20 protein-coding genes are annotated in these 23384 nt (G+C 68.7%); 10 read left to right on the top strand and 10 right to left on the bottom strand.

Translation table 11 applies throughout. From position 1 onward, the window contains the following. Positions 1-26 precede the first annotated feature (26 nt). Genes BC358_RS04315 through BC358_RS04325 form a run of 3 tightly spaced genes read left to right on the top strand, consistent with a single transcriptional unit; the run spans position 27 to position 3516 of the window. Positions 27-833, top strand: coding sequence for a carbon-nitrogen hydrolase family protein (locus tag BC358_RS04315; protein WP_066159315.1), 807 nt, complete (start codon positions 27-29; stop codon positions 831-833). A 4-nt stretch (positions 834-837) separates the two neighbouring features. Continuing rightward, positions 838-2835 (top strand): nitrogen regulation protein NR(II), encoded by a 1998-nt coding sequence (locus tag BC358_RS04320; protein WP_079364844.1) that lies wholly within the window; start codon positions 838-840, stop codon positions 2833-2835. Positions 2836-2877: 42 nt separating this feature from the next. Continuing rightward, positions 2878-3516 (top strand): response regulator transcription factor, encoded by a 639-nt coding sequence (locus BC358_RS04325; RefSeq protein WP_079364845.1) that lies wholly within the window; start codon positions 2878-2880, stop codon positions 3514-3516. 3 nt (positions 3517-3519) lie between these two features. Here BC358_RS04325 and BC358_RS22065 read toward each other — a convergent pair whose 3' ends face one another. After that, entirely contained in the window at positions 3520-3660 is a 141-nt protein-coding gene (locus BC358_RS22065) for a hypothetical protein (protein ID WP_164868308.1), read from the bottom strand. Between BC358_RS22065 and BC358_RS04330 the strand changes: the two genes are divergently transcribed. Next, entirely contained in the window at positions 3593-4810 is a 1218-nt protein-coding gene (locus BC358_RS04330) for a murein transglycosylase A (RefSeq protein WP_079364846.1), read from the top strand. The two genes, BC358_RS22065 and BC358_RS04330, sit on opposite strands and share 68 nt — an antisense overlap. Positions 4811-4819: 9 nt before the next feature. Here the strand turns inward: BC358_RS04330 and BC358_RS04335 are convergent, their stop codons facing one another. The 7 genes from BC358_RS04335 to BC358_RS04365 form a co-directional block, all read right to left on the bottom strand. Further along, on the bottom strand, positions 4820-5299 hold the full coding sequence (locus BC358_RS04335) for a hypothetical protein (protein ID WP_079364847.1): 480 nt from the start codon (positions 5297-5299) through the stop codon (positions 4820-4822). A gap of 55 nt (positions 5300-5354) precedes the next feature. Continuing rightward, positions 5355-7304: an SdrD B-like domain-containing protein gene (locus tag BC358_RS04340; RefSeq protein ID WP_066159302.1), complete on the bottom strand. Its 1950-nt coding sequence runs from the start codon at positions 7302-7304 to the stop codon at positions 5355-5357. After that, positions 7301-8086 carry a hypothetical protein gene (locus tag BC358_RS04345; protein WP_079364848.1) on the bottom strand — a complete coding sequence of 262 codons (786 nt, stop codon included), beginning with the start codon at positions 8084-8086 and terminating at the stop codon, positions 7301-7303. Before BC358_RS04345 ends, BC358_RS04340 begins: the two co-directional genes overlap by 4 nt. Before the next feature lie 9 nt (positions 8087-8095). Continuing rightward, entirely contained in the window at positions 8096-8548 is a 453-nt protein-coding gene (locus tag BC358_RS04350) for a hypothetical protein (RefSeq protein ID WP_079364849.1), read from the bottom strand. Continuing rightward, a complete protein-coding gene (locus BC358_RS04355; protein WP_079364850.1) occupies positions 8545-9177 on the bottom strand; it encodes a hypothetical protein in 633 nt (210 codons plus the stop codon). The genes BC358_RS04350 and BC358_RS04355 overlap by 4 nt, the downstream gene beginning before the upstream one ends. Positions 9178-9266: 89 nt before the next feature. Further along, on the bottom strand, positions 9267-9860 hold the full coding sequence (locus BC358_RS04360) for a hypothetical protein (protein WP_127805694.1): 594 nt from the start codon (positions 9858-9860) through the stop codon (positions 9267-9269). Between the two features lie 200 nt (positions 9861-10060). Continuing rightward, positions 10061-10570, bottom strand: coding sequence for an Lrp/AsnC family transcriptional regulator (locus BC358_RS04365; RefSeq protein ID WP_079364851.1), 510 nt, complete (start codon positions 10568-10570; stop codon positions 10061-10063). A gap of 180 nt (positions 10571-10750) precedes the next feature. Here BC358_RS04365 and BC358_RS04370 point away from each other — a divergent pair, with 180 nt between their 5' ends. From BC358_RS04370 to BC358_RS04390, 5 genes are all read left to right on the top strand, one after another. Then, positions 10751-14344: an indolepyruvate ferredoxin oxidoreductase family protein gene (locus tag BC358_RS04370; protein ID WP_079364852.1), complete on the top strand. Its 3594-nt coding sequence runs from the start codon at positions 10751-10753 to the stop codon at positions 14342-14344. 144 nt (positions 14345-14488) lie between these two features. Further along, positions 14489-14812: a preprotein translocase subunit YajC gene (gene yajC, locus BC358_RS04375; RefSeq protein WP_066159282.1), complete on the top strand. Its 324-nt coding sequence runs from the start codon at positions 14489-14491 to the stop codon at positions 14810-14812. A 24-nt stretch (positions 14813-14836) separates the two neighbouring features. Continuing rightward, positions 14837-16717: a protein translocase subunit SecD gene (secD, locus tag BC358_RS04380; RefSeq protein WP_066159280.1), complete on the top strand. Its 1881-nt coding sequence runs from the start codon at positions 14837-14839 to the stop codon at positions 16715-16717. Between the two features lie 14 nt (positions 16718-16731). Next, on the top strand, positions 16732-17688 hold the full coding sequence (secF, locus tag BC358_RS04385; RefSeq protein WP_066159277.1) for a protein translocase subunit SecF: 957 nt from the start codon (positions 16732-16734) through the stop codon (positions 17686-17688). Between the two features lie 92 nt (positions 17689-17780). Further along, a complete protein-coding gene (locus BC358_RS04390; protein ID WP_066159275.1) occupies positions 17781-20192 on the top strand; it encodes a DUF1631 family protein in 2412 nt (803 codons plus the stop codon). Position 20193: 1 nt separating this feature from the next. Here BC358_RS04390 and dprA read toward each other — a convergent pair whose 3' ends face one another. Both dprA and BC358_RS04400 read right to left on the bottom strand, forming a co-directional pair. Further along, positions 20194-21288 carry a DNA-processing protein DprA gene (dprA, locus tag BC358_RS04395; RefSeq protein WP_079364853.1) on the bottom strand — a complete coding sequence of 365 codons (1095 nt, stop codon included), beginning with the start codon at positions 21286-21288 and terminating at the stop codon, positions 20194-20196. Positions 21289-21297: 9 nt separating this feature from the next. Next, complete coding sequence (locus BC358_RS04400; protein WP_079364854.1) at positions 21298-22635, bottom strand: LysM peptidoglycan-binding domain-containing protein; 1338 nt, start codon at positions 22633-22635, stop codon at positions 21298-21300. 226 nt (positions 22636-22861) lie between these two features. Between BC358_RS04400 and def the strand changes: the two genes are divergently transcribed. Further along, positions 22862-23383 (top strand): peptide deformylase, encoded by a 522-nt coding sequence (gene def, locus BC358_RS04405; RefSeq protein WP_066159267.1) that lies wholly within the window; start codon positions 22862-22864, stop codon positions 23381-23383. The last annotated feature ends 1 nt before the right edge of the window (position 23384 follow it).

Below are 23384 nucleotides of genomic sequence, written 5' to 3' on the forward strand. Positions count from 1 at the left end.
ACGCACACCGATACCAAGGAGCACCCATGAAAGTCGCCGCCATCCAGATGGTCTCGGGCATCAGCCTGGACGCCAACCTCAGCGCCGCGCGCGCGCTGCTCGACCAGGCCGCCCGCGCCGGCGCCGAACTCGCGGTGCTGCCCGAGTACTTCTGCTTCATGGGCCAGCACGACGCCGACAAGCTGCTGCTGGCCGAACAGACCGGCCTGGGCACGGTGCAGGACTTCCTCTCCGACGCGGCGCGCGAGCTCAAGCTGTGGATCGTCGGCGGCACGCTGCCCATGGCCACCGACGACCCCGCGCACGCGGCCAACGCCTCGCTGGTCTACGACCACAAGGGCCACTGCGTCACCCGCTACGACAAGATCCACCTGTTCCGCTACGACAACGGCCGCGAGGCCTACGACGAGGCGGCGGTGCTGCGGGCCGGCGACACGCCGGTCTCCTTCGAGATGCCCACGCGCCACGGCGAACACTGGCGGATCGGCATGAGCGTCTGCTACGACCTGCGCTTCGGCGAGCTCTACCGCATGCTCGCCGCCGACCTGCTGCTGGTGCCCGCCGCCTTCACCCACACCACCGGCCAGGCGCACTGGGAGGTGCTGCTGCGCGCCCGCGCGATCGAGAACCAGGCCTATGTGATCGCCAGCGCCCAGGGTGGCGTGCACGAGAACGGCCGCCGCACCTGGGGCCACAGCATGGTGATCGACCCCTGGGGCCAGGTGATGGCGATGCAGGCCGAAGGCCCGGGCGTGGTGCTGGCCGACATCGACCTTGAACGCCTGCGCAGCGTGCGCGAACAGCTGCCGTCCCTCCAGCACCGCAGGCTGTGAGCCTATGAAACGACCGCCGCGGCGATGGCTGCTGTGGGGCGCGCTGCTGCTGCTGGTTGTGCTGCTGCTGGGCGTGCTGGTGTTCCTGGCCGCCGAGTACGAGGAATCGCGCGACCAGGAGGCGCTGGAGCGCGACGCCGCGGCGCTGGCCGGCGACATTCGCAGCGGACTGGTGCGCAACGTGCAGACCCTGCAGGCGCTGCACAGCGTGGCCCCCACAGCCGCCTCGTGGCAGGACCCGGCCGCCGAGCTGCTGGAGCAGCACCGCGAACTGGTGCGGCTGGAGTGGCGCGACGCCGGTCTGCGGCTGCTGGCCGAGCGCGACTCGTCCTATGTGTCCGACCTGTACGGGCAGATGGCGCGCACCCAGGCCCTGCCCGACGTGCGCCAGGCCTGCGAGAGCGCCCAGCGGGTGTCCGGCCCCTCCTTCTCGCCCAGCTACTTCTGGCCCATGAGCAGCGGCCTGGGCATGGAGCTGATGGAGATGTGCCTGCCGGTCGTGCGCGCCGGCGCAGCCGAAGGCTACCTGGTGGCGACCTACGCCCTGCCCGGCCTGTTGTCGGAGCTGACCAACAAGGCGCTGCTGCGCAACCGCGGCCTGGCCTTCACCGAGGTCGATGGCACCCGGCTGGCGCTGCACAGCACCGTCTCGGGCAGCCGCAGCCTGCAGGTGGCCAGCGCCCTGCTGGACCTGCCGGGCCACACGCTGATGCTGCGGCTGGAGAGCCCGCGCAGGGTCGTCGGCCTGTTCCCCAACGTGCTGACGGCGGTGGTGGGTGCGCTCTCGCTGGCCCTGCTGGCGGTGCTGGTGCTGCTGGGGCGCGACATGCGGCGGCGCCAGCGCGCCGAGACCGAGGTGGCCGAGGCACTGGCCTTCCGCAAGGCGATGGAGAACTCGCTGGTGACCGGGTTGCGCGCGCGCGACATGAACGGCCGCGTGACCTATGTGAACCCCGCGTTCTGCCAGATGGTGGGCTTCTCCGCCAGCGAGCTGATCGGCTCGGGCCTGCCCGCGCCCTGGTGGCCACCCGAGCTGGTGAACGAGTACCAGCAGCGCCAGGCGGTGCGACTGGCCGGCCAGGTGCTCCCGCGCGAGGGCTATGAATCGGTGTTCCAGCGCAAGGACGGCACGCGCTTTCCGGTGCTGATCATCGAGGCGCCGCTGATCGATGCCCAGGGTACGCAGACCGGCTTCATGAGCGCCATCCTCGACCTGAGCGAGCAGCGCCGCGTCGAGGAGCTCAACCGCGCCTCGCAGGAGCGGCTGCAGGCCACCGCGCGCCTGGCCACCGTCGGCGAGATGGCCTCGCTGCTGAGCCACGAACTGAACCAGCCGCTGGCCGCCATCGCCAGCTACGCCAGCGGCTCGCTCAATCTGCTGGACGACGCCGATGCACCGCCCGATCTGCTGCGCCAGGCCATGCAGCGCGTGAGCGAACAGGCCGAACGCGCCGGCCGCGTCATCAAGAGCGTGGCCGACTTCGTGCGGCGGCGCGAACAGGTGCGCGAGGCGGTGGCGCCGGCCGACCTGCTGGAGGCCATCCTGCCGCTGCTGGGCCTGCAGGCCAAGAAACTGGGCATCCGGGTGGAGACCCGCATCGCGCCCGGTTGTCCGGCGGTGCTGTGCGACCGCACCATGGTCGAGCAGGTGCTGCTGAACCTGGCGCGCAACGGCATGCAGGCGATGCCGGAGGGCGATCCGCCGCTGGCCTCGGGCCTGCGCAGCATCCAGATCCACATCGCGCCGCGCCGCGCGCAGTCCGCCGATGGCGAGCCGCTGCGCAAGACCTGGGTCGAGTTCGCGGTCACCGACCACGGGAAGGGGCTGAGCGACGAGGTGCGCGAGAAGCTGTTCACGCCCTTCTTCACCACCAAGGCCGAGGGCATGGGCCTGGGCCTGTCGCTGTGCCGCACCGTGATCGAGCAGCACGGCGGCGCCCTGACCTTCGAGCCGGCCCAGCCGCGCGGCACGGTCTTCCGCTTCACGCTGCCGGGGGTGTAACCCCCACCCTCCGCCGCTGCGCGGGTCGCTATCATCCCGCCCATGACCCAGCATCCCGACGCCAAGGTGTTCATCGTCGACGACGATGCGGGCGTGCGCGATGCGCTGGCCTGGCTGCTGCGCACGCGGCGCCTGCTCAGCGAGCGCTACGACAGCGCCGACGCCTTCCTGGCCGAGATCACCCGCTGGTCGTCCGAACCCGCCGTGCCCTGCTGCCTGCTGCTGGACGTGCGCATGCCCGGCACCAGCGGCCTGGCGCTGTTCGAGCAGCTGCTGGCGCTGCCCTGGCAGGCGGCCATGCCGGTGATCTTCCTCTCCGGCCATGCCGACGTGCCGACCGCCGTCGACGCCGTCAAGCGCGGCGCCTTCGACTTCTGCGAGAAACCGTTTTCCGACAACGCCCTGGTCGACCGCGTCGAGCAGGCGCTGGCGCTGTCGGCCCAGGTGCAGGAGGGGCGGCGCGCACAGCGCAGCGTGCAGCAGCGCCTGGACAGCCTGACCGAGCGCGAACGCGACGTGATGGACCTGGTGATCGAAGGCCTGCCCAACAAGCTGGTGGCCGACCGGCTGAACATCAGCGTGCGCACGGTGGAGGTCCACCGCTCGCGCGTGTTCGACAAGATGGGCGTGAAGTCGGCCGTCGAACTGGCCAACGCGCTGCGCCAGCTGGGGGCGCGCTGAGGCTCAGTCGTCCCGCGGATCGGGCCTCTCGGCCTTGCGCTCCTCGGGCAGTTCCCCGTTTTTCCGACCCGAGAACATGGTCCACCACACGATGAAGATCAGCAGTACCAGCGCAGCGAGCGCTTCGAGCAGCAACAGGGTCATGGACAGGGGCCGGAGCGCACTGGTTCGGTGGACGACGGCGCTGATTGTAGGCAGCCTGGCCGCCTGCACCACCGTCGAGGTGCCGCCCTCGGCGCCCGCGCCGGGCGCCCGCCCGGCCGACGGCAGCCTGCCGCCGGCCATCCAGCAGCCGGCCAGCCGCTGGGTGCCGGTGCGCTGGAGCGACCTGCCCGGCTGGGGCCTGGACAGCCTGCACGAGGTCTGGGGCGCCTGGGTGCGCGGCTGCGAGAAGCCCTCGCCGGTGCAGGCGCCGCTGTGCGCCGAGGTGCGGCCGCTGATCATGGCCGGCACCGCCGAGCAGCAGGCCTGGATCGAAAGCCGCTTCCAGCCCTACCGCGTGGTCGAGCCCGACGGCAGCGCGCCGCAGGGGCTGCTCACCGGTTATTACGAACCGGTGCTGGAGGCCTCGCGCGCCACCACCTTCAGCCACCGCGTGCCGGTGTACGCGCCGCCGGTCGGCGTGCGCCTGGGCGGCAACGAGCCGCCCTGGTACACCCGGCAGGAGATCGACACCCTGCCCGCGGCGCAGGCCGCGCTCCGGGGGCGCGTCATCGCCTGGCTGTCCGACCCGATCGACGCCCTGGTGCTGCAGATCCAGGGCTCGGGCCGGCTGAACATCAAGGAGCCCGACGGGACGGTCAAGCAGGTCCGCGTGGCTTTCGCGGCGCACAACGGCCACCCCTACCAGAGCGTGGGCAAGTGGCTGCTGGACCGGCGCGAGATCCGCGAAGGCAACTGGGAGGGCATCCGCGCCTGGGCCGCGCAGAACCCCGGCCGGGTCAACGAGATGCTCTGGAGCAACCCGCGCACGGTGTTCTTCCGCGAGGTGCGCCTGACCGAGCTCAACGCCCGCTTCGGCCCCGCCGGGGCGCAGGGCGTGCCGCTGACACCGGGCCGTTCGATCGCCGTCGATCCGCAGAGCATCCCCTACGGCACGCCGGTCTGGCTGGCGTCCAAAGGGGTGGTCTTCAACCAGCAGCGCCTGGTGATGGCGCAGGACACCGGCGGCGCCATCACCGGCGCGGTGCGCGCCGACCTGTTCACCGGTTGGGGCAACTGGGGCGACGCGCCCTACCAGCTGGCCTCGCGGCTCAAGCAGCCGCTGCAGATGTGGGTGCTCTGGCCGCGCTGACAGCGGGTTTCAGAGGGTGGTGATGTCGGTCTGCACCGGCCAGTCCTGACCGGCACCGGGGACGTTGGCCGACGGGCCGAACTGGTGTTGCAACACCATGGTGTAGCGACCCGGACGGTCGCTGCACAGGCGGTAGGCCTGGCCCGCCGCCTGCAGCGTGACACCGGATTCGGGGGCGGCGCGCACCTGCCACTGGTCGACATCCGCAGAGCGCAGCCGCAAGGTGACGCAGAAGCCCCGCTTCATGTTCGAGAGCACCACCAGGCGCTGCTGGCCGCCGAGCAAGCCGTCGGCGCCGCTGGTGAGTTGCGACGGGTGGCTGTTTTCGAGCACACGCATGACGGGCGGCACGACGATGCGGAAATCCAGTGCCCCGCTGGTGGCGGGTGCCAGGGTCGTGAGCTGCGCTTCCCCCTGGCTGGCCGCGGGGGCCAGCACCAGGCCCAGGCCGACGGCCAGGGCAGACAGGAGGCGGTGTGCGGGCTTCATGCCCGCTTTATCGGTCCTCCGGGCGCGGACTTGACCCCTTTTCCGACGTGCGGTGTCAGCGGGGCCGCTGCACCGGCAGGCTCAGGCGGGTGGTTTCGCGCAGGCGCAGGTCGATCGTGACCTGTCCGTCGTCGACCACGCTCCACGGCAGGGGCAGGGTGTCGTTGCGCACGCTCACCGTGCGCGGGCCGGAGGCCACGAAGGGGAAGCTGAAGCGGCCCTGGGCGTCGGTGCGCACTGCATACCGGTTGTCCAGCGCGATCGTGACGCCGGGCACCCCGGTCTCGTTGGCGTCCTGCGTGCCGCTGGCGTTGTCGTCGAAATACACGATGCCTTCGATGCGGCCACCGCCCTCCTGGGGCCGGCCGCCCAGCGGAACATTGCGGCTGCCCGCTTCGTCCTCGTACCGCAGCAGCACCAGGAAGCTGCGGTCGCTGTTGCCGGTGGTGGTCGTGGGCAGCGGCGCCAGCGGGTCCAGCGGCCGGCGCTCCGGTGTCTGACCGATGGCGCGGGTGTACTGGCCGCTGATGCTCCAGTGGCGGTTCAGGCGCCACTGGGCGCCCAGGTTCAGGTTGTGGCGCTGCTGCCCGTTGTCGCGCCGCTCGGTGCCGAGCTGGCCGCGCAGGTCGGCACCGTTGCTCAGCGGAGCCTGCAGCGCGAGCGCACCGGACCAGAAGTTGTCGCTGTCCTGGTTGGCGGCGTAGCGGCCCATGCCCAGGGTGGACGACAGGGTCCAGCCCAGTGGCACGGCCCATTCCTGGTCGTAGCTCAGCACCCGCGCGGGGCCCTGGAGGTCGGCGCCGCCGGCCAGTTCGAGTCGCCATCCGCTCTGGCCCCAGTCGTTGGTGCGGCGCCAGTCGGCGAAGCTGTTCCAGGCCTGGCCGTCGAAACGGCGCAATGCGGCACCGGCGCTGAACTGGTTGTCCCGGTCGATGCGCCAGCGCGCGCTGGCCGAGGCGTAGCTGCCGTTGCCCACCCGCCCGCTGACCGAGCGCAGCCAGTCGTAGGAGGCTTCTGCCGACCACTGGCGGGTGCGCCACTGGCTGCGCAGGGTGGCGCCCTGCACGTCTGAGGGCATGGCCTGCGCGGCCCAGCTCAGACCGGGGTCGAGCCGGTACAGGCTCAGGCCGTGCTGGCGCGGGCCCTCGTCCCATTCGCTGTCCACCCAGACGCCCTGGGCGCTCACGCCGCCCGCGCCGGTGCGGCTGCTCACCAGCTGGGCCTGGCTGCGGTGGCTGGCGCTGTCCCGCCGCAGGGCGAGGTGGCTGGCGTCGGCGTCGGTGCGTCCCGAGGGGTTGTCCAGCGTGGCGCTGGTGAGCACATCGGTGGCGCGTTCGTGCTGCAGGGCGAGCGTCCAGCCGTCCGGCTCGGTGGCGCGCGCGCCGGGGCTGCGCCACTGCGCGCCAGCCAGGTGGCGCCGTCCGCCCAGGCCCTGGAATCCGGTCACCGGCTGGCTGGTGAGCTGGCCGGGCTCACCGCCCGCGGCCAGCAGCTGCAGCCCCTGTCCCGTGTGTTCCCACTGGCCGCTGAGCCCGCGCAGCTGGGTGCTCGGGAGCAGCACGCGCGAGGGCAGGCGCGACAGGTCGGTGCCGGGGGCGGTGATCACGCCCAGATCGTGGTCGCCGGTCCAGCCGCCGGGCAGCGGCAGTGCGCGCTGGCGCAGCGTCAGGGTGTATTCGCGCGGGCTGGGCGAGACGCTGCCGTCCATCGACAGCATGCCGTGGTTGGGGGTTTCGATCAGGCCTTCCAGGGCGTAGGCCAGGCGGGTGCGGCGCGAGGCGTCAAAGGACTGGTTGCCAAGCCGGGTCTCCAGGCGCAGGTAGCGCGGCCAGCCGCCGCGGTCGTAGTCGTTCTGGCCGTCGTTCTCGTCGGCCAGTGGCGCCAGGCCCTCAATGATCCGGTCCTCGTAGGGCGCGGGAGCGGGGGCGTTGGCCGCGTTCTGCGCCTGCGCCTGCGCCGCGCCCAGTGCCAGGGCGCCGGCCAGCAGCCAACCTCCCCGGATCATGGGGCGAAGCTCGCGTCCAGCGGCAGCTTGTTCTTGCCGGATTCCAGCTGGCCCCGGACCTTGATCGGAAAACGCAGCGTGGGTGCGTTCTTGCCGTCGACCGCCACCGGCGCGAGGGCGATGCGGCGGGTCTCGCCGGGCAGGATGGGCAGGTCGGCGGGCGACATCTCGGCGCTCTGGCCGGCAGCGTCGGTGGCGTCCAGGAAACCCTCGAGCCGGCCGGTGGCGGTGCCGGTGTTGCGCACCCGCACGGTGGCGGTGGGCTGGCCGTTGGCCTGGACAGTCTCGGTGCCGGCGATCGACAGGGCCGGCGCCACGTCGCCGATGGCGGCGTAGACGATGACGCCGATGCGCCCGCCCACGGGGAAGCTCACCGCGCCCTCGACCTTGGCGGCCTCCAGGCCCTCGACCATGATGGCGAAGCGGCACTCGCGCGGCGGGGTGCCGGCCGGCGGGGCGATCTCGAATCGGTAGCGGTAGCGGGCCCCGGGCTGCAGGGTCAGCTCGCGCCGTTCGATCGCCACCCAGGGGCGGCAGCTGTCTGGGGCCAGCTCGTTCGTGAACGCGACCTGGTGGTCGGCATCGAGCGTCCAGTCGTTGGTGTAGATGCGGTAGTTGCCGGCGGCGCGGCCGACGTGCTGGATTTCCAGCACCTGGCGCAGCGGCTGGCCGGCCGCGGTCCGGACCTCGAAGCGCGGCGGCGAGATGAAGGCGGCAAAGCCCTGGGCCCAGGCCATCGCGGGCAACAGGACGAGCAGGCAGAGGGAAACGAGGCGGCGCATGTCGGCGGGTCAGTCGGTGTCGAACTCGAAGTGGAAGTTCAGCCGGCGGCTGGCGCTCTGCCAGTCGGGGCCGGAGCGCAGGCGCACTTGCATCTGGTCGCGCAGGCTGTCGGCGCCGATGGTGCCGGCCCAGACCAGCGCGCGCTCGCCCGAGACCAGGCGGCCCGAGCGCAGCGGGCCGTTGGTGGTCCACACGGCTTCGATGGACGAGGCCTGGTCGAGCGGCAGCACCATGTAGATGCGCCCGCTGCGGCCCACCCAGTCGCGGGTGTCGATGTGCAGGTGCACACGGACCCAGGTTTCCATGCCGCCGTCGCGGTCGCCCGGGGTCTGGGGCAGCCACTCCATCTGCGCGGTGGGCGGCGTGGTGTGGCTCAGCGAGTCGTCCAGGCGGTGGGTGCCCGCGCTGGCGGAGGCGCAGGCCAGGGCCAGCACCAGGCCGGTCAGGAGACTTGTGTTCACGGGCTGCTCAGGGTGTAGGTCACCCGGCCGTCGTAGGTGCCGGCGGCGCGGATGGCGCTGTTGGCGTAGCGGAACGTGTGACAGTTCTCTATATAGGTATTGGCCGGGATCGTGGTCAGGGTCTGGGTGCCACCGTTGAAGGTGCCGGCCGGGATCACGTTGGGCACGCCGCTGCCCGCCGCCGAGACAGTCCAGCTGATCTCGTTGAACGGGATGGTGTCGCCTGCAGTGGTGGTCAGGCTGGCGGGCGAGGTGACGCGCAGCATGGCGCTGGCGGGCCCGTTGCCGGGATTGCTGCGCCGGTAGGAGGCGCCGATCATCACCTGCGCGGACGGTGTCGGGCAGGTTCTGTAGCGGTCCCCGTAGAGGCTGGCGGACTGCGTGCTGTTGCTGGTCATGGCCTGCGGCGCGCCCGACAGCAGCTGGGCGGCGGTGAGGTCGGCGCTGACCAGGTTGACCGTGCCGCTGTTGCCGTCGGCGGTGCCGTTGCCGACGTGCAGGAAGACCCGGCGCGAGGCCGCGGCGATGGTCAGCGACCAGGCCTGGGCGGGCAGTGCCTGCAGCCCGGCGCATACCACCAGGCCGGCGCCGATCAGGCGCAGCAGGGAGGGGGGCGGGGCGGTCTTCATGGCTGTGTCGTGTCCCGTCACCGGTGGTGCGGACACCAGGGCGCGGGCGACCGCCGGCGCAGGCCGGCCAGCGGTCGGGCGGCGCAAGGTCAGGGCATGGCCGCGGTGTAGGTCACGCGGCCGTTGGTGGTGCCGTAGGTGCCCGGAGCGACCACGGCCGAGTTGGCGTAGCTGAAGGTCCAGTTGGCCGAGCGGTCGGTGATCTTGGTGCCCGACGACAGGGTGACGTTGCTGGCCACGCCGGCGCCGGTCAGGGGGATGGCCGGGCTGGGCAGTGCCGCCAGGCTGGAGGTGGCCGTGATCTCGGACCAGGCAATGGTGTCGGCGGTGCCGTTGGTCAGGGCGCCGGTGGTGTTGGCGGTCAGGGTGATCTGGCCGTTGTTGCCCAGCACGCGCACCGGCACCACGTTGCCGGTGATGGCGCCTGCGGGGTTACCGGTGCCAATGGCCGACGGGTTGCTGCTGTAGTCGAAGGTCACCGTATCCACCGTGGTGTTGGTGGTCAGGCCGGCCGCACCGGTGCCCACACCCAGGAACAGCACGCGCGGCACCACGATGCGGAAATCCAGGCGGGCGTTGGCATCGCCGGTGCCGATGGTCAGCTGCGACTCGGCCGATGCGAGCAGGGGGGTGGCCAGGGCCAGAGCCAGGGCGGACTTGAGGATCAGGGAGGACTTGTTCACGACGTTTCCTTCTTCAGGGTTGCGCAGCGCCGATGAACACTTTCTGATGCCATCGTCCCGCTGCTGAGCAGGCCGTACTGTACGCAGCCTGTCCCCTGGGGCCAAGAGACACGGTGGGGAAAAGTCACACTTTTCAAAGACTTGGCCGCCATTCCCGACCCAGCGGTCAAACCAAGGGGATAAGCGGTATCAAAAAGTGCTCAAGTTTCGGATCGGTTGGCCGAGCCGACACTTTGGTTCACAAGATGCCCCAGCGGCAGCGCGCTGCTGGCTTTGACCTCACCGAGCGAAAAGCTGGTGTGCAGGTCTTTCACGTTGGGCAGGTGGATCAGCACCTCGCGCGCGAAGCGGCTGAACTCGGCCAGGTCGGGGCACACCACCTGCAGCTCGAAGGTGCCCGAGCCACTGATGTAGTGGCAGCTGACGATCTCCGGGATCTGCCGGATGGCCTTCTCCATCTGGCCCAGCGCGTCGCCGCTGTTGCGTTCGGCGTCCAGCCGCACGAAGGCCAGCACACCCAGGCCGATCTTGCTGCGGTTGAGCTCGGCCCGGTAGCCGGTGATGAAGCCGGCCTCCTCCAGCGCCCGCACCCGGCGCCAGCAGGGCGCGGCCGACAGCCCGACCCGGCTGGCCAGTTCGGCGTTGGTCAGCCGGCCGTCGGCCTGCAGTTGGTTCAGGATGGCCAGGTCGAACTTGTCCAGTGTTTCCATGAATCCGTATTTTGAGAAAGACTCTTTCTTGAATATCGCAAAACTGGGCACGAAAAGCAAACACCTGTCGGCGACCGGGCCATACACTGAGCGGCACACTGGCACCAGCCTACCCGGCTGTCTGTTGGTCACCGATCCGCCCACAAGGCGGGCACTTCCACCCCCGCAGGAGACAACAAGATGAACGCCCCACTGCCCGAGCACATCCGTCGCGCGCTCGAAACCGTCACGCTGGACGACAAGTACGCCCTTGACCACGGGCCCGCCTTCATGAGCGGGGTCCAGGCCCTGGTGAAGCTGCCGATGCTGCAGCGCCAGCGCGACGCCATGGTCGGCAAGAACACCGCGGGCTTCGTCAGCGGCTACCGGGGCTCGCCGCTGGGCGGCTACGACCAGGCGCTGCAGAAGGCCGCGCCCTACCTGAAGCAGCAAAACGTGGTGTTCCAGCCCGGGGTCAACGAAGAGCTGGCGGCCACGGCCGTGTGGGGCACGCAGCAGCTGGGCTTCGCGCCCAAGGGCAGCAACAAGTTCGACGGCGTGTTCGGCATCTGGTACGGCAAAGGCCCGGGCGTGGACCGCTGCTCCGACGTGTTCAAGCACGCCAACATGGCCGGCACCACGCCCTGGGGCGGCGTGATCGCGGTGGCCGGCGACGACCACGTGGCCAAGAGCTCGACCGCCGCGCACCAGAGCGACCACATTTTCAAGGCCTGCGGCCTGCCGGTGTTCTTCCCGTCCACGGTGCAGGAAATCCTCGACCTCGGCCTGCACGCGTTTGCCATGAGCCGCTTCAGCGGCGTGTGGACCGGCATGAAGACGATCCAGGAGATCGTCGAGTCCAGCGCCACCGCCATGATCGATCCCGAGCGGGTGCAGATCGTGATTCCCGAGTTCGACATGCCGCCGGGCGGCCTGCACATCCGCTGGCCCGACGCGGCGCTGGACCAGGAGGCGCGGCTGTTCGACTACAAGTGGTACGCGGCGCTGGCCTACGTGCGCGCCAACAAGCTCAACCACAACGTGATCGCCGGCCCGCACGACCGCTTCGGCATCATCGCCAGCGGCAAGGCCTTCAACGACACGCGCCAGGCCCTGCTCGACCTGGGTCTGGACGACGCCACCTGCCGCCAGCTGGGCATCCGCCTGCACAAGGTGGCCGTGGTGTGGCCGCTGGAGGCGGGCATCACGCGCGAGTTCGCCACCGGGCTGCGCGAGATTCTGGTGGTGGAAGAGAAGCGCCAGGTCATCGAATACCAGCTCAAGGAAGAGCTCTACAACTGGCGGCCGGACGTGCGCCCCAACGTGCTGGGCAAGTTCGACGAGGTCGAGGGCGACTACTCGGGCGGCGAATGGAGCCGCCCCAACCCCAGCGGTAACCAGCTGCTGCGCGCCAACGCCGACCTGAACCCGGCCCTGATCGCGCGCGCCATCGCGCGGCGCCTGAAAAAGCTGGGCATCCCCTCGGACATCGAGGCCCGCATCGACGCGCAGCTGGCCATCCTGGACGCGCAGGAGCGCTCGACCCAGACCCTGCTGGCCGGTGCCTCGGCCGACGCCAACCGCCAGCCCTGGTTCTGCTCGGGCTGCCCGCACAACACCTCGACCCGCGTGCCCGAAGGCTCGCGCGCCATGGCCGGCATCGGCTGCCACTTCATGACCATCTGGATGGACCGCGCCACCGTGGGCTTCACCCAGATGGGCGGCGAGGGCGTGCCCTGGGTCGGTCAGCAGCCCTTCAGCAACGACCAGCACATGTTCGCCAACCTGGGCGACGGCACCTACTTCCACAGCGGCCTGCTGGCGGTGCGCCAGAGCATCGCCGCGGGCGTGAACATCACCTACAAGATCCTCTACAACGACGCGGTCGCGATGACCGGCGGCCAGCAGGTCGGCGAGCGGCCCGAGGGCCACAGCGTGGTGCAGATCGCGCAGAGCATGCGCGCCGAGGGCGCGGTGAAGATCACCATCGTCACCGACGAGCCGGAGAAGTACGCGTCCGTGCAGGGCCTGCCCAGCGGCATCGCGATCCAGCACCGCGACACGCTGGACGCGGTGCAGCGCGAGTTCCGCGAGATCAAGGGCACCACGGTCATCATCTACGACCAGACCTGCGCGACCGAAAAGCGCCGCCGCCGCAAGCGCGGCACCATGGTCGAGCCCGACAAGCGGGTGGTCATCAACGAGCTGGTCTGCGAGGGCTGCGGCGACTGTGGCGAGCAGAGCAACTGCCTGAGCGTCGAGCCGCTGGAAACCGAATTCGGTCGCAAGCGCCGCATCAACCAGAGCAGCTGCAACAAGGACTTCTCCTGCGTCAAGGGCTTCTGCCCCAGCTTCGTCACCGTCCAGGGCGGGCAGCTGCGCAAGAAGGACAAGAAGGGTGCGGCCCTGGCCTGGTCCGGCGCCGAGCCGCCGCTGCCACGCCTGCCCCAGCTGACCGACGAGGCCTGGGGCATCGTGGTGGCCGGCGTGGGGGGCACGGGCGTCATCACCATTGGTCAGCTGCTGGGCATGGCTGCCCACATCGAGGGCCGGGGCATCGTCACGCAGGACGCGGCGGGCCTGGCGCAGAAGGGCGGCGCGACCTGGAGCCATGTGCTCATCGGTGCCAGCCAGGACCACATCCGCACCACGCGCGTGGGCACGGCCTCGGCCGACTTGGTGATCGGCTGCGATCCCCTCGTGGCCGCCGGCAAGGAGACGCTGCAGCGCCTGCGCGCGGGCCGCAGCCATGTGGCCCTGAACACCAGCGCCACCCCCACGGCCGCGTTCGTGAAGAACCCGCAGTGGCAGAACCCGGCGCAGGCCTGCGTGGACTCGCTGGTCGCTGCCTTGGGCGATGCCGCGGTCGGCCGCTTCGATGCCGAAGCCGCCGCCACGCGCCTGATGGGCGACTCGATCTACACCAACCCCATGATCCTGGGCTACGCGTGGCAGAAGGGCTGGGTGCCGCTGGGGCTGGAGTCGCTGATGCGCGCCATCGAGCTCAATGCGGTGCAGGTGGAGAAGAACAAGCAGGCCTTCGACTGGGGCCGCCGCGCGGCCCACGACCCGCAGGCCATGGCTGCGCTGCTGGCACCGGCCAACCCGGCGCAGGTGATCCAGTTCAAGAAGCGCGACAGCGTCGAAGAGCTGGTGGTCCGGCGCGTGGACTTCCTGACCGCGTACCAGAACGCCGCCTATGCCCAGACCTACAAGGACTTCGTGGAGCGGGTGCGCCAGGCCGAAAGCCGACTGGGCAAGACCTCGCTGACCGAGGCGGTGGCGCGCTACCTGTTCAAGCTGATGGCCTACAAGGACGAGTACGAGGTGGCACGCCTGCACACCGACCCGGCCTTCCGGGCGCAGATCGCCGAGCAGTTCGAGGGCGACTATCGCTTGCAGCTGCACCTGGCGCCGCCGCTGTTCGCGAAGACGAACGACAAGGGCGAGCTGATCAAGCAGACCTATGGACCCTGGATGCTCAAGGCCATGTCGGTGCTGGCCCGCTTCAAGGGCCTGCGTGGCACCGCGCTGGATGTGTTCGGCCGCACCGAGGAGCGCCGCACCGAGCGCGAGCTGATCGTGCAGTACCGCGCCGACATCGAGGGCCTGCTGGCCGGTCTCAACGCCGACTCCCATGCCCTGGTGCTGGAGGTCGCGCGCCTGCCCGAGCAGATCCGCGGCTTCGGCCACGTCAAGGCCCGGCACCTGGCGGCTGTGCAGACCCGGCGCGAGCAGCTGCTGGCCCAGTGGCGCGAGAGCACCGCTGGCGCGCCACGCAGCCGGGCCGCCTGAGCCAGACCCCTCGTCCGGCCAATCCCCCGGTCGCCGGCCGGGGGAGACCGCGACTTACAATGACCGGTTCCGCCGCAAGGCCCGGCTGGGTGCGCCCGCCGGGCCTTCGGTTTGTCCCCTGACCTTTTCGTTGGAGACCGTCCCGTGTTCATTTCTTCTGCTTATGCCCAGGCCGCCGCTGGCGCCGGTGACACCCAGAGCACCCTGATCAGCATGCTGCCCCTGGTGCTGATGTTCGTGGTGCTGTATTTCGTGATGATCCGGCCCCAGATGAAGCGCCAGAAAGAGCACAAGGCCATGATCGAAGCGCTGGCCAAGGGCGACGAGATCGTGACCGCCGGTGGCTTCCTGGGCAAGGTGTCCAAGATCGGTGAAACCTACATCGGCGTGGAACTCGCCGACGGCATGGAAGTCCAGATGCAGCGCACGGCGGTTGTCCAGGTGCTGCCCAAGGGAACCATCAAGTAACCAGCCGGCGCCGAAGGCCCTGACATGAACCGTTATCCGCTCTGGAAGTACCTGATCATCGCGGTCACGCTGGTGGTCGGGGTGCTGTATTCGCTGCCCAACCTGTTCGGCGAATCGCCGGCGGTGCAGGTCTCGGCCGCCCGCTCCTCCGTCAAGGTCGACGAGACCACGCTGACGCGTGTGGAGCAGGCCCTCGGGCGCGAGAGCCTGGCGCCCACGCTGATCCAGCTGGAGGGCGGCTCGGTCAGGGCCCGTTTCGATTCCACCGACAACCAGCTCAAGGCCCGCGACGCCATCGAGCGCACGCTCAACCCCGATCCGGCCAACCCGGGTTTCGTGGTGGCACTGAACCTGGTGCCGCGCACACCGGCCTGGCTGGCGAGCATCGGCGCGTCGCCGATGTACTTGGGCCTGGACCTGCGCGGTGGGGTGCACTTCATGCTGCAGGTCGACATGCCGGCGGCGCTGCAGCGCAAGGCCGATGTGCTGGCCACCGACCTGCGCACCGCGCTGCGCGAGAAGAACGTGCGCCACGGTGGCATTCAGCGCAACGCGACGACCATCGAGTTGCGCGCCCGCGACGAGGCGACCGCCACGGCCATCGAAAACCTGATCGCCGACCAGTTCGCCGATCTGCAGGTGGTGCGCACACCCGACGGCGCCGAATTCCGCCTCACCGCCACGCTCAAGCCGCAGGCCGCGCTGGCGGTGCAGTCCCAGGCGGTCAAGCAGAACATCACCACACTGCACAACCGGATCAACGAACTTGGCGTGGCCGAGCCGGTGATCCAGCAGCAGGGCGCCGACCGCATCGTGGTGCAGCTGCCCGGCGTGCAGGACACGGCCAAGGCCAAGGACATCCTGGGCCGCACGGCCACCCTGGAGCTGCGCCTGGTGGACGAAAGCACGGAAGGTCTGGCGGCCGAGAGCGGTTCCGGCATGGTGCCCTTCGGTTCCGAGAAGTACCTGGAGCGCAATGGCCGCCCGGTGATCGTCAAGCGCGAGGTGCTGCTCACGGGCGAGAACCTCACCGACGCGCAGGCCGGCTTCGACGACCAGCAGCAGCCGGCGGTTCACCTGACGCTCGACGGCAAGGGCGCGCGCATCTTCCGCGACGTGACGCGCGAGAACATCAACAAGCGCATGGCCATCATCCTGTTCGAGAAGGGCAAGGGCGAGGTCGTGACGGCCCCGGTGATCCGCTCCGAGATCGGCGGCGGGCGCGTGCAGATTTCCGGCAGCATGACGACGGTCGAAGCCAACGACACCGCGCTGCTGCTGCGCGCCGGTTCGCTGGCCGCGCCGATGGAAATCATCGAGGAGCGCACCATCGGCCCGAGCCTGGGCAAAGAGAACATCGAGCGAGGCTTCAACAGCGTGATCTGGGGCTTCGTCGTGATCGTCGTCTTCATGTGCATCTATTACATGCTGTTCGGCGTGTTCTCCAGCCTGGCACTGGGCTTCAACCTCGTGCTGCTGGTGGCGGTGCTGTCGATGCTGCAGGCCACGCTGACGCTGCCGGGCATTGCGGCCATGGCGCTGGCGCTGGGCATGGCCATCGACGCCAACGTGCTGATCAACGAGCGGGTGCGCGAGGAGCTGCGCAACGGATCTTCGCCCCAGACAGCGATCAACATCGGCTACGACCACGCCTGGGGCACCATCCTGGACTCCAACGTCACTTCGCTGATCGCCGGCATCGCACTGCTGATCTTCGGTTCCGGCCCGGTGCGCGGCTTCGCCGTGGTGCACTGCATCGGCATCCTGACCAGCATGTTCTCGGCCGTGGTGTTCTCGCGCGGCCTGGTCAACCTCTGGTACGGCCGGCAGAAGAAACTCAAGAGCGTGTCCATCGGCACGGTGTGGCGCCCCGAGGGCGGTAGTGCGGTGGCCAAGGCCGACTGACCGGGAATACGAAGATGGAACTGTTCCGTATCCGCAAGGACATCCCGTTCATGCGCCACGCGCTGGTGCTCAACGCGATCTCGGCCATCACCTTCGTGCTGGCAGTGTTCTTCCTCGTCTCGCGCGGCCTGAACCTGTCGGTGGAGTTCACCGGTGGCACCGTGATGGAGGTCGCCTATCAGCAACCTGCCGATCTGGAGTCCGTGCGTTCGGTGATCGAGGGGCTGGGCTACGCCGATGTGCCGGTGCAGAACTTCGGCACCTCGCAGGACGTGCTGCTGCGCCTGCCCGCCCGGGAGGGGCTGAGCTCCGGCCAGCAGAGCGAGGCGGTCATGGCCGCGCTGAAGGCGCAGGACCCTGCCGTCCAGCTGCGCCGCACCGAGTTTGTCGGCCCGCAGGTCGGGCAGGAACTGGTGCAGCACGGCCTCATGGCGCTGGGTCTGGTGATCGTGGGCATCATGATCTATCTGGCGGTGCGCTTCGAGTGGAAGTACGCGGTGTCGGCCATCATCGCCAACCTGCACGACGTGATCATCATCCTGGGCTTCTTCGCCTTCTTCCAGTGGGAGTTCTCGCTTGCGGTGCTGGCGGCCGTGCTGGCCGTGCTGGGCTATTCGGTCAACGAATCTGTGGTGATCTTTGACCGCATCCGTGAAACATTCCGCCGCCAGCGAAAGATGTCCACGGTCCAGATCATCGACCGCGCCATCACCTCGACCATCAGCCGGACCATCATCACTCACGGTTCGACCCAGATCATGGTGATGTCCATGCTGCTGTTCGGTGGCCCGACGCTGCACTACTTCGCCATGGCGCTGACCATCGGCATCCTGTTCGGCATCTATTCCTCCGTATTTGTGGCGGCGGCCATCGCGATGTGGCTGGGCATCAAGCGCGAAGACCTGATCAAGACGTCCGCCAAGTCTGCATCGGGCGATCCGGACGATCCGAACAGCGGGGCGGTGGTCTGAGCTTCCGGGGTTTGTCTGCGCTCTTGAGCCGAGGGAAAAGCCCGGGTTGAAGAGGAATGTGAGCGTTGTCTTTCGTGTCATACTGACTTCCTGTGGCAACCCCCGATCAGCATGTTTCGTCTCTGGCCAAGCAGGCGCGTGAACTCTTCGTGGTTCATGTGGGACGGGTCTTGCCCGAACTGGTCAAGGCGGCTGAAAACCGGTTGACAGCCATCCTGGACCAGGCTGGCCCGGCGCGTGAAATGCAGGAGCGCCGCGACGCGTGGACCGCGTTCCAGAAGTCCCAGGGCATGTGGCTGAACCAGAGTCGCAAGGCCCTGCAGCGCACCCTGTTGCCCCGCACCACTTCGCAACACTCCGGGCAGTTGCCTCTGACGGGCCGTCTGGAGCTGCTGGCCGAAGGCGCGATCGACGATCAGATTCTGGCCTCCCGCTTGGCCATGCGTGTGCTGGAGCAGGTGGCCAGCGAACTCAACGAGTTGCGGCTGCGCATTCAACACCTGGAGAAGCGGCAGGAGCTGCCGCGAGGCGACGTGCTGCTGCCGGATGTGGTGTGCCGCATTCTGGTGGACCAGTGGCTGGATGTGCAGATGACCCGTGAGGCCTGGTCACTGGTGCAGGACGCCATTTCACCGGTGTTGGCGAAGTCGATGCTGGAAGCCTACAAGGCTGCCAACGAGTTTCTTGTGTCCAGCGGTGTGATGAAGGAGATTGATCTGCAGGCGCTGGTCAGGCGCGCGCCCGGCAGCCGGTCACCAGCGCCCTCCTCTGCCCGGGACGCCACACCGGAAGCGCCGGCTGCAGGATCGGGCTGGGGGCGGGCGTCGGGTCATACCCCAGCGGGCGCTGCAGCGTTTTCCCATGGCGAGTCCGGCGGCGGGCTTGGCACCGGAGGTTCCGGGGGCAGCGCCTTTGCAGGCGCCCCTCCAACGGGGCGTGCGCCCTCGGGCATGGGGGTTCATGACGAAACCCGCATGATGACCCATTCGTCGCCGCTGGCGAGAGCCCGGATGAGGGCGCAAGGTGTTGTGGGGCGCCTGCGGCGTCTGCTGGCTGACAAGATCGGCGGCGACTTCGAAGCCACACAGCTGCTGCCCTCGTCCCCGCGGCTGCAGCAGGCCATGATGGACGTGGCCCCGATTCCGATGCCGGATGTGGTCACCACCGGCTCAGGTGGCGTTCGGTCGGTCGCTCCTCCCATGGACCACTCGCATGTGGCCCAAGCGGCAACCGCCCTGCGCCAGCGCACGGTCGAGCTCAAGCAGGCGGCTTCGACGCCCTCCGAAAAGGCCACTATCGAGGTGGTGGCCCTGATGTTCCAGAGCATCCTGGCAGAGGAGCGGATTCCGCCCAGTGTGCGGGTCTGGTTCGCGCGTTTGCAGATACCCGTGTTGCGCGTGGCCCTGGCCGAACCCGAGTTCTTCAGTGCACTTCAGCATCCGGCGCGCCAGCTCATCGATCGGATGGGATCCTGTGTGCTGGGCTTTGAATCCAATGTCAGCTCTGTGGCGCTGGAGGCGGAGATCAAGCGGGTGGTGCAGGTCATCGAGCAGTACCCCGAAACCGGCCGCCGAGTGTTCCAGCTTGTGCTGGACGAGTTCCAGAAGTTCTTGTCCACGTACCTCACCGAGCAGGGCGGCGCCAGCCGCTTTGTCAGCGTCGCACAGCAGGTGGAGCAGAAGGAAACACTGTCGGTGCAGTACACCATCGAGTTGCGCAAGCTGCTGGACGACATCACCGTGCGCGAAGAGGTGCGCGAGTTTCTGTTCAAGGTCTGGGTCGAGGTTCTGGCAGTCGCCAGCGTCAAGTACGGCGTCAAGCACGAAGAAACCGCCTCGCTCAAGCGGGTGGCATCCGACCTGCTCTGGGCGGCCAGTGCCAAACCCAACCGCAATGATCGGGCGCGCGTGATCCAGCAGTTGCCGGGTTTGCTGCAGCGGCTGCGACAGGGCATGAGCCTGCTGGGGTACTCGCCCAGCATGCAGGATGGACACATCAAGTCCGTGAGCGACACGCTGGCCGATGCCTTCATGTCGCGCACCGAGGCGATCTCGCAGGAAAGCCTGGACAAGTTGTCCGATCGCCTGACGAATCTGGAGGACTACCTGCCCGACAGCGGCGTCGGCGACCTCGACCTGGACAACGAAAGCATCGAGATGATCACTGGGGTGGACGCCACCAACATCGAGGTGATTCGCCAGGGCGGCAGTCAGCCCACCGAAGCCATGAGGGCCTGGGCCCAGGAGTTGCAGATCGGGTCCTGGTTTGGCCTTGATCACAACGGCAAGCTCAACAGCGTGCAGTTTGCCTGGCGCAGCGAGCGGGGACAGCTGTACCTGTTCGTGACGAGCGTTGGTCGCTGCTTCCTGATCCAGGCCACGCGCGTGGCCGCCTACCTCCAGGCAGGTCTGCTGGTGCCCAGCGAGGACGAGGCGCTGACCGTGCGCGCAACCCGCGACGCGCTGGCCAAACTCGACGCCAACCCCGAGCGACTGCTCGGCTGAGTCACACCTGGCCGGTGCGCTGGAACAGGCCGCCCTGCAGCCGCCCGACCTGCCCGTCCAGCTCCAGCTCCAGCAGACGGGCCTGCAGCGCTGCGGTGTCCAGTCCGGTTCGAGCCTGAAGGGCATCCAGTCCGATGGGGTCAAAGCCCATCGCGCGCAACAGCCCGTCTTCGTCCGTGGGCAATGCCGGCTCGCGCTTTGGCTGCGATGGCTCTGACAGGTGCAGATCCTCCAGAATGTCCTGTGCCGACTCGACCAGTTTGGCGCCTTGCCGGATCAGTTCATGGCAGCCCCGCGACTGCGGGGCATGGATCGACCCGGGAATGGCAAACACCTCCCGGCCCTGTTCTGCGGCCAGTCTGGCGGTGATCAGGGATCCGGACCGAACCGCGGCTTCGACCACCAGGGTGCCCTGGCTCAGGCCGGCGATGATCCGGTTGCGCTGCGGGAAATTGGCTCCCAGCGGCGGCGTGCCGAGCAGGTATTCGCTGATGAGCGCGCCGGATGCCGCGATGCGACGGGCCAGCGCCGCGTGCCGCTGGGGGTAGACCGTGTCCAGTCCGGTGCCGACCACGGCGAGCGTCAGGCCGCCGCCTTCCAGCGCGCCGGTGTGGGCGGCACCGTCGACGCCCAGGGCCAGGCCCGACACGACACACAGCCCCGATTCCGCCAGGCTCCGTGCGAACTCGCGCGCGTTGGCTTCCCCCTGAGGGGTGGGGTTGCGGCTGCCCACGACCGCCAGCTTCTGGGGATGGCTCAAGGCATCGAGCCGACCTTGCACATGCAGCAGCAGCGGGGGATCGGCTGTCTGCAGCAGGCTGGTGGGATAGCGCGGATCGGCCAGTGTGATGACATGCCGGTCGCTGCCTTCCGTCAGCCAGGCCTGCAACCGGTCAAGGGCATCGACGAGTGTTGCGGGCTCTGACTGCAGCGCACGCGCAATGCGGGCGCTGGTGACCGTCTCCCAGGCGCTGGGGCTGTGCTTCCAGATGTCGGCTGGCAGACCGAATGCCGCCAGCAGTCGCCGCGCCGTGTCGCGGCCGACGCCCGGGGTGAGCAGCAACCTGAGCCAGGCGGCCCATTCGTCCCGCTCCATGGGCTGCCGTCAGGGGTTGGAGAAGTGGTCGCCGACCTTGACCCCGTCGACGATGTCCAGTACCAGAGCGTAGGACACCTTGTCGAAGGTCTTGAAGACCAGCATGAGCCCATTGGGCTCGCCGGGCAGACGGATCTGGGGGCGGCTTTCGTCGGTCTTGTCGATGCGGGTGCTGGAGTCGCGGATCAGGGCCAGCACGTGGCCCTCTTCAACGCCATGCGCGCGACCGCGGTTGATGGAGACCACCTGGTTCTGGGCGGCGTAGCGCACCGCATTGCCGTACACCGACACGATCTGGCCCGATGTGGGCTTGCCTGGGGCACGCGGCACGTAGTTGGGGAACTCGCGCGGCGGCTCTGGAAGCAGCCGGTCACCCACGCGGATCTCTTCCTTGGCCTTGACGATGTCGATCGTGGCGGGGACGATTTCGCCGGTTGCCACGGGCTTGAGCGGGGCTTTTTCTTCAACCGGAACGCGTGCGAAGTTGTGCGTCGTGTTCTCGTACTGGGGCTTGAACGTGTCCTTGCCTTCGGGCTTCTTGGCCGACGCCGGCTCCTCGATCTCGCGGCGTGTTTCCGGACGCACGATTTCGGCCTTCCCGACGTACTGCGCCTCATAGGCCAGCACCTCGCCGGTGCCCGGGTCTTTCAGGGGCACGGCGTTGCGGAAGACGCGGTAGGTGATGGACTTGCCGGCACCCAGGGTCAGGGCCTCTTCGGTGAGGTTGCCGGCGTCGCCGTACTGTCCCCGGGCGTAGGCGCGGTCGCCCAGGCTCAGCAGCACGCGGTTTTCGGGCGTTGCCACGATGCGCGCCGCGCGCGCGTAGGTGGCCTCCTCGACGATCAGGGGTTCGGTCAGGAAGGCCTCGATGGCCTGCATGTTCACCGGCGGGATGGCCGATTCGGACAGGCTCTCGCTGCGCACGCGCGGTGACACCCGCACGGTGGGTATGTCGCTGCCATCGCCGGGTTTGCGGGTGCTCAGCCGGGCGCGGCCGCCGCTCCTGTCCAGGTACAGGACCTGGCCGGGATAGATGCGGTGGGGGTTCTTGATCTCCTCCAGGTTCATGCCCCAGAGCTCCGGCCAGCGCCAGGGGCTCTTGAGGAAGATCTTGGAGATGGCCCAGAGGGTGTCGCCACGATTGACCGTGTGGCTGTCTGGCGCATTGGGGGCCAGTTCCGACAGGGGCACGCCGGCTTGCGCCACCTGGTTGGCAGTGGCGCGCTGGCTGGCGGTGACCGGAAGATTTTGTGCCGAGGCGGCGCCGGCGAGGGTGGCCATGGCCACCAGGCAGGCGGATGCGGGGCCTGTCAGGCGCAGGGCAGTCGGAAGGTATTTCAATCGCATGTGTGGGCCCCTGGGGCTGGCGAAAATTGGCGCGTCGGACTTGACAATTCGCATTTGATTTTGCGCCCAAGCCCTTGATTAGGCAATATTAATAGGTCCTGGCATCCACCCGGGAATGCAAAAGTGGCGAAAATAGCGACAAACGTCCCGACCCAACGGTGGCCCGGCGCAAATCGCCGCACGGCTGCTTTTCCGGCGAAATGGCCCGCCGGCCCATGGCATTGAAATGAACGCACCCGAACTGCTCCCCATCCTGCGGTACCCTGATCCGCGCCTGAACACCGTGGCAAAACCGGTGGGGGATGTGGACGACCGGGTGCGCGCACTCGCCGACCGCATGCTGGCCACCATGTACGACGCCCATGGCATCGGGCTGGCGGCCACGCAGGTGGACGTGCACGAGCGCCTGATCGTGATCGACGTCAGCGAATCGCGCGACCAGCCGATGGTGCTGATCAACCCGGTGATCGACTGGGCCAGCCCGGAAACCCGCAAGGGCGAAGAAGGCTGTCTTTCCGTGCCCGGCATCTACGACGGTGTGGAGCGTTCCCTGGCCATCCGCGTCAGCGCGCTGGATGAACAAGGAAAAAGCCGGGTCATTGAGGCCGAAGGCATGCTGGCGGTCTGCATCCAGCACGAGATGGACCACCTCATGGGCAAGGTGTTTGTGGAATACCTCTCGCCGCTCAAGCGCAACCGGATCAAGAGCAAGCTGCTGAAATCCCAGCGCGAAGCGCAGCGCGGATGAC

It is taken from the genome of Hydrogenophaga sp. H7, from assembly GCF_002025745.1.
GTDB lineage: Bacteria > Pseudomonadota > Gammaproteobacteria > Burkholderiales > Burkholderiaceae_C > Hydrogenophaga > Hydrogenophaga pseudoflava.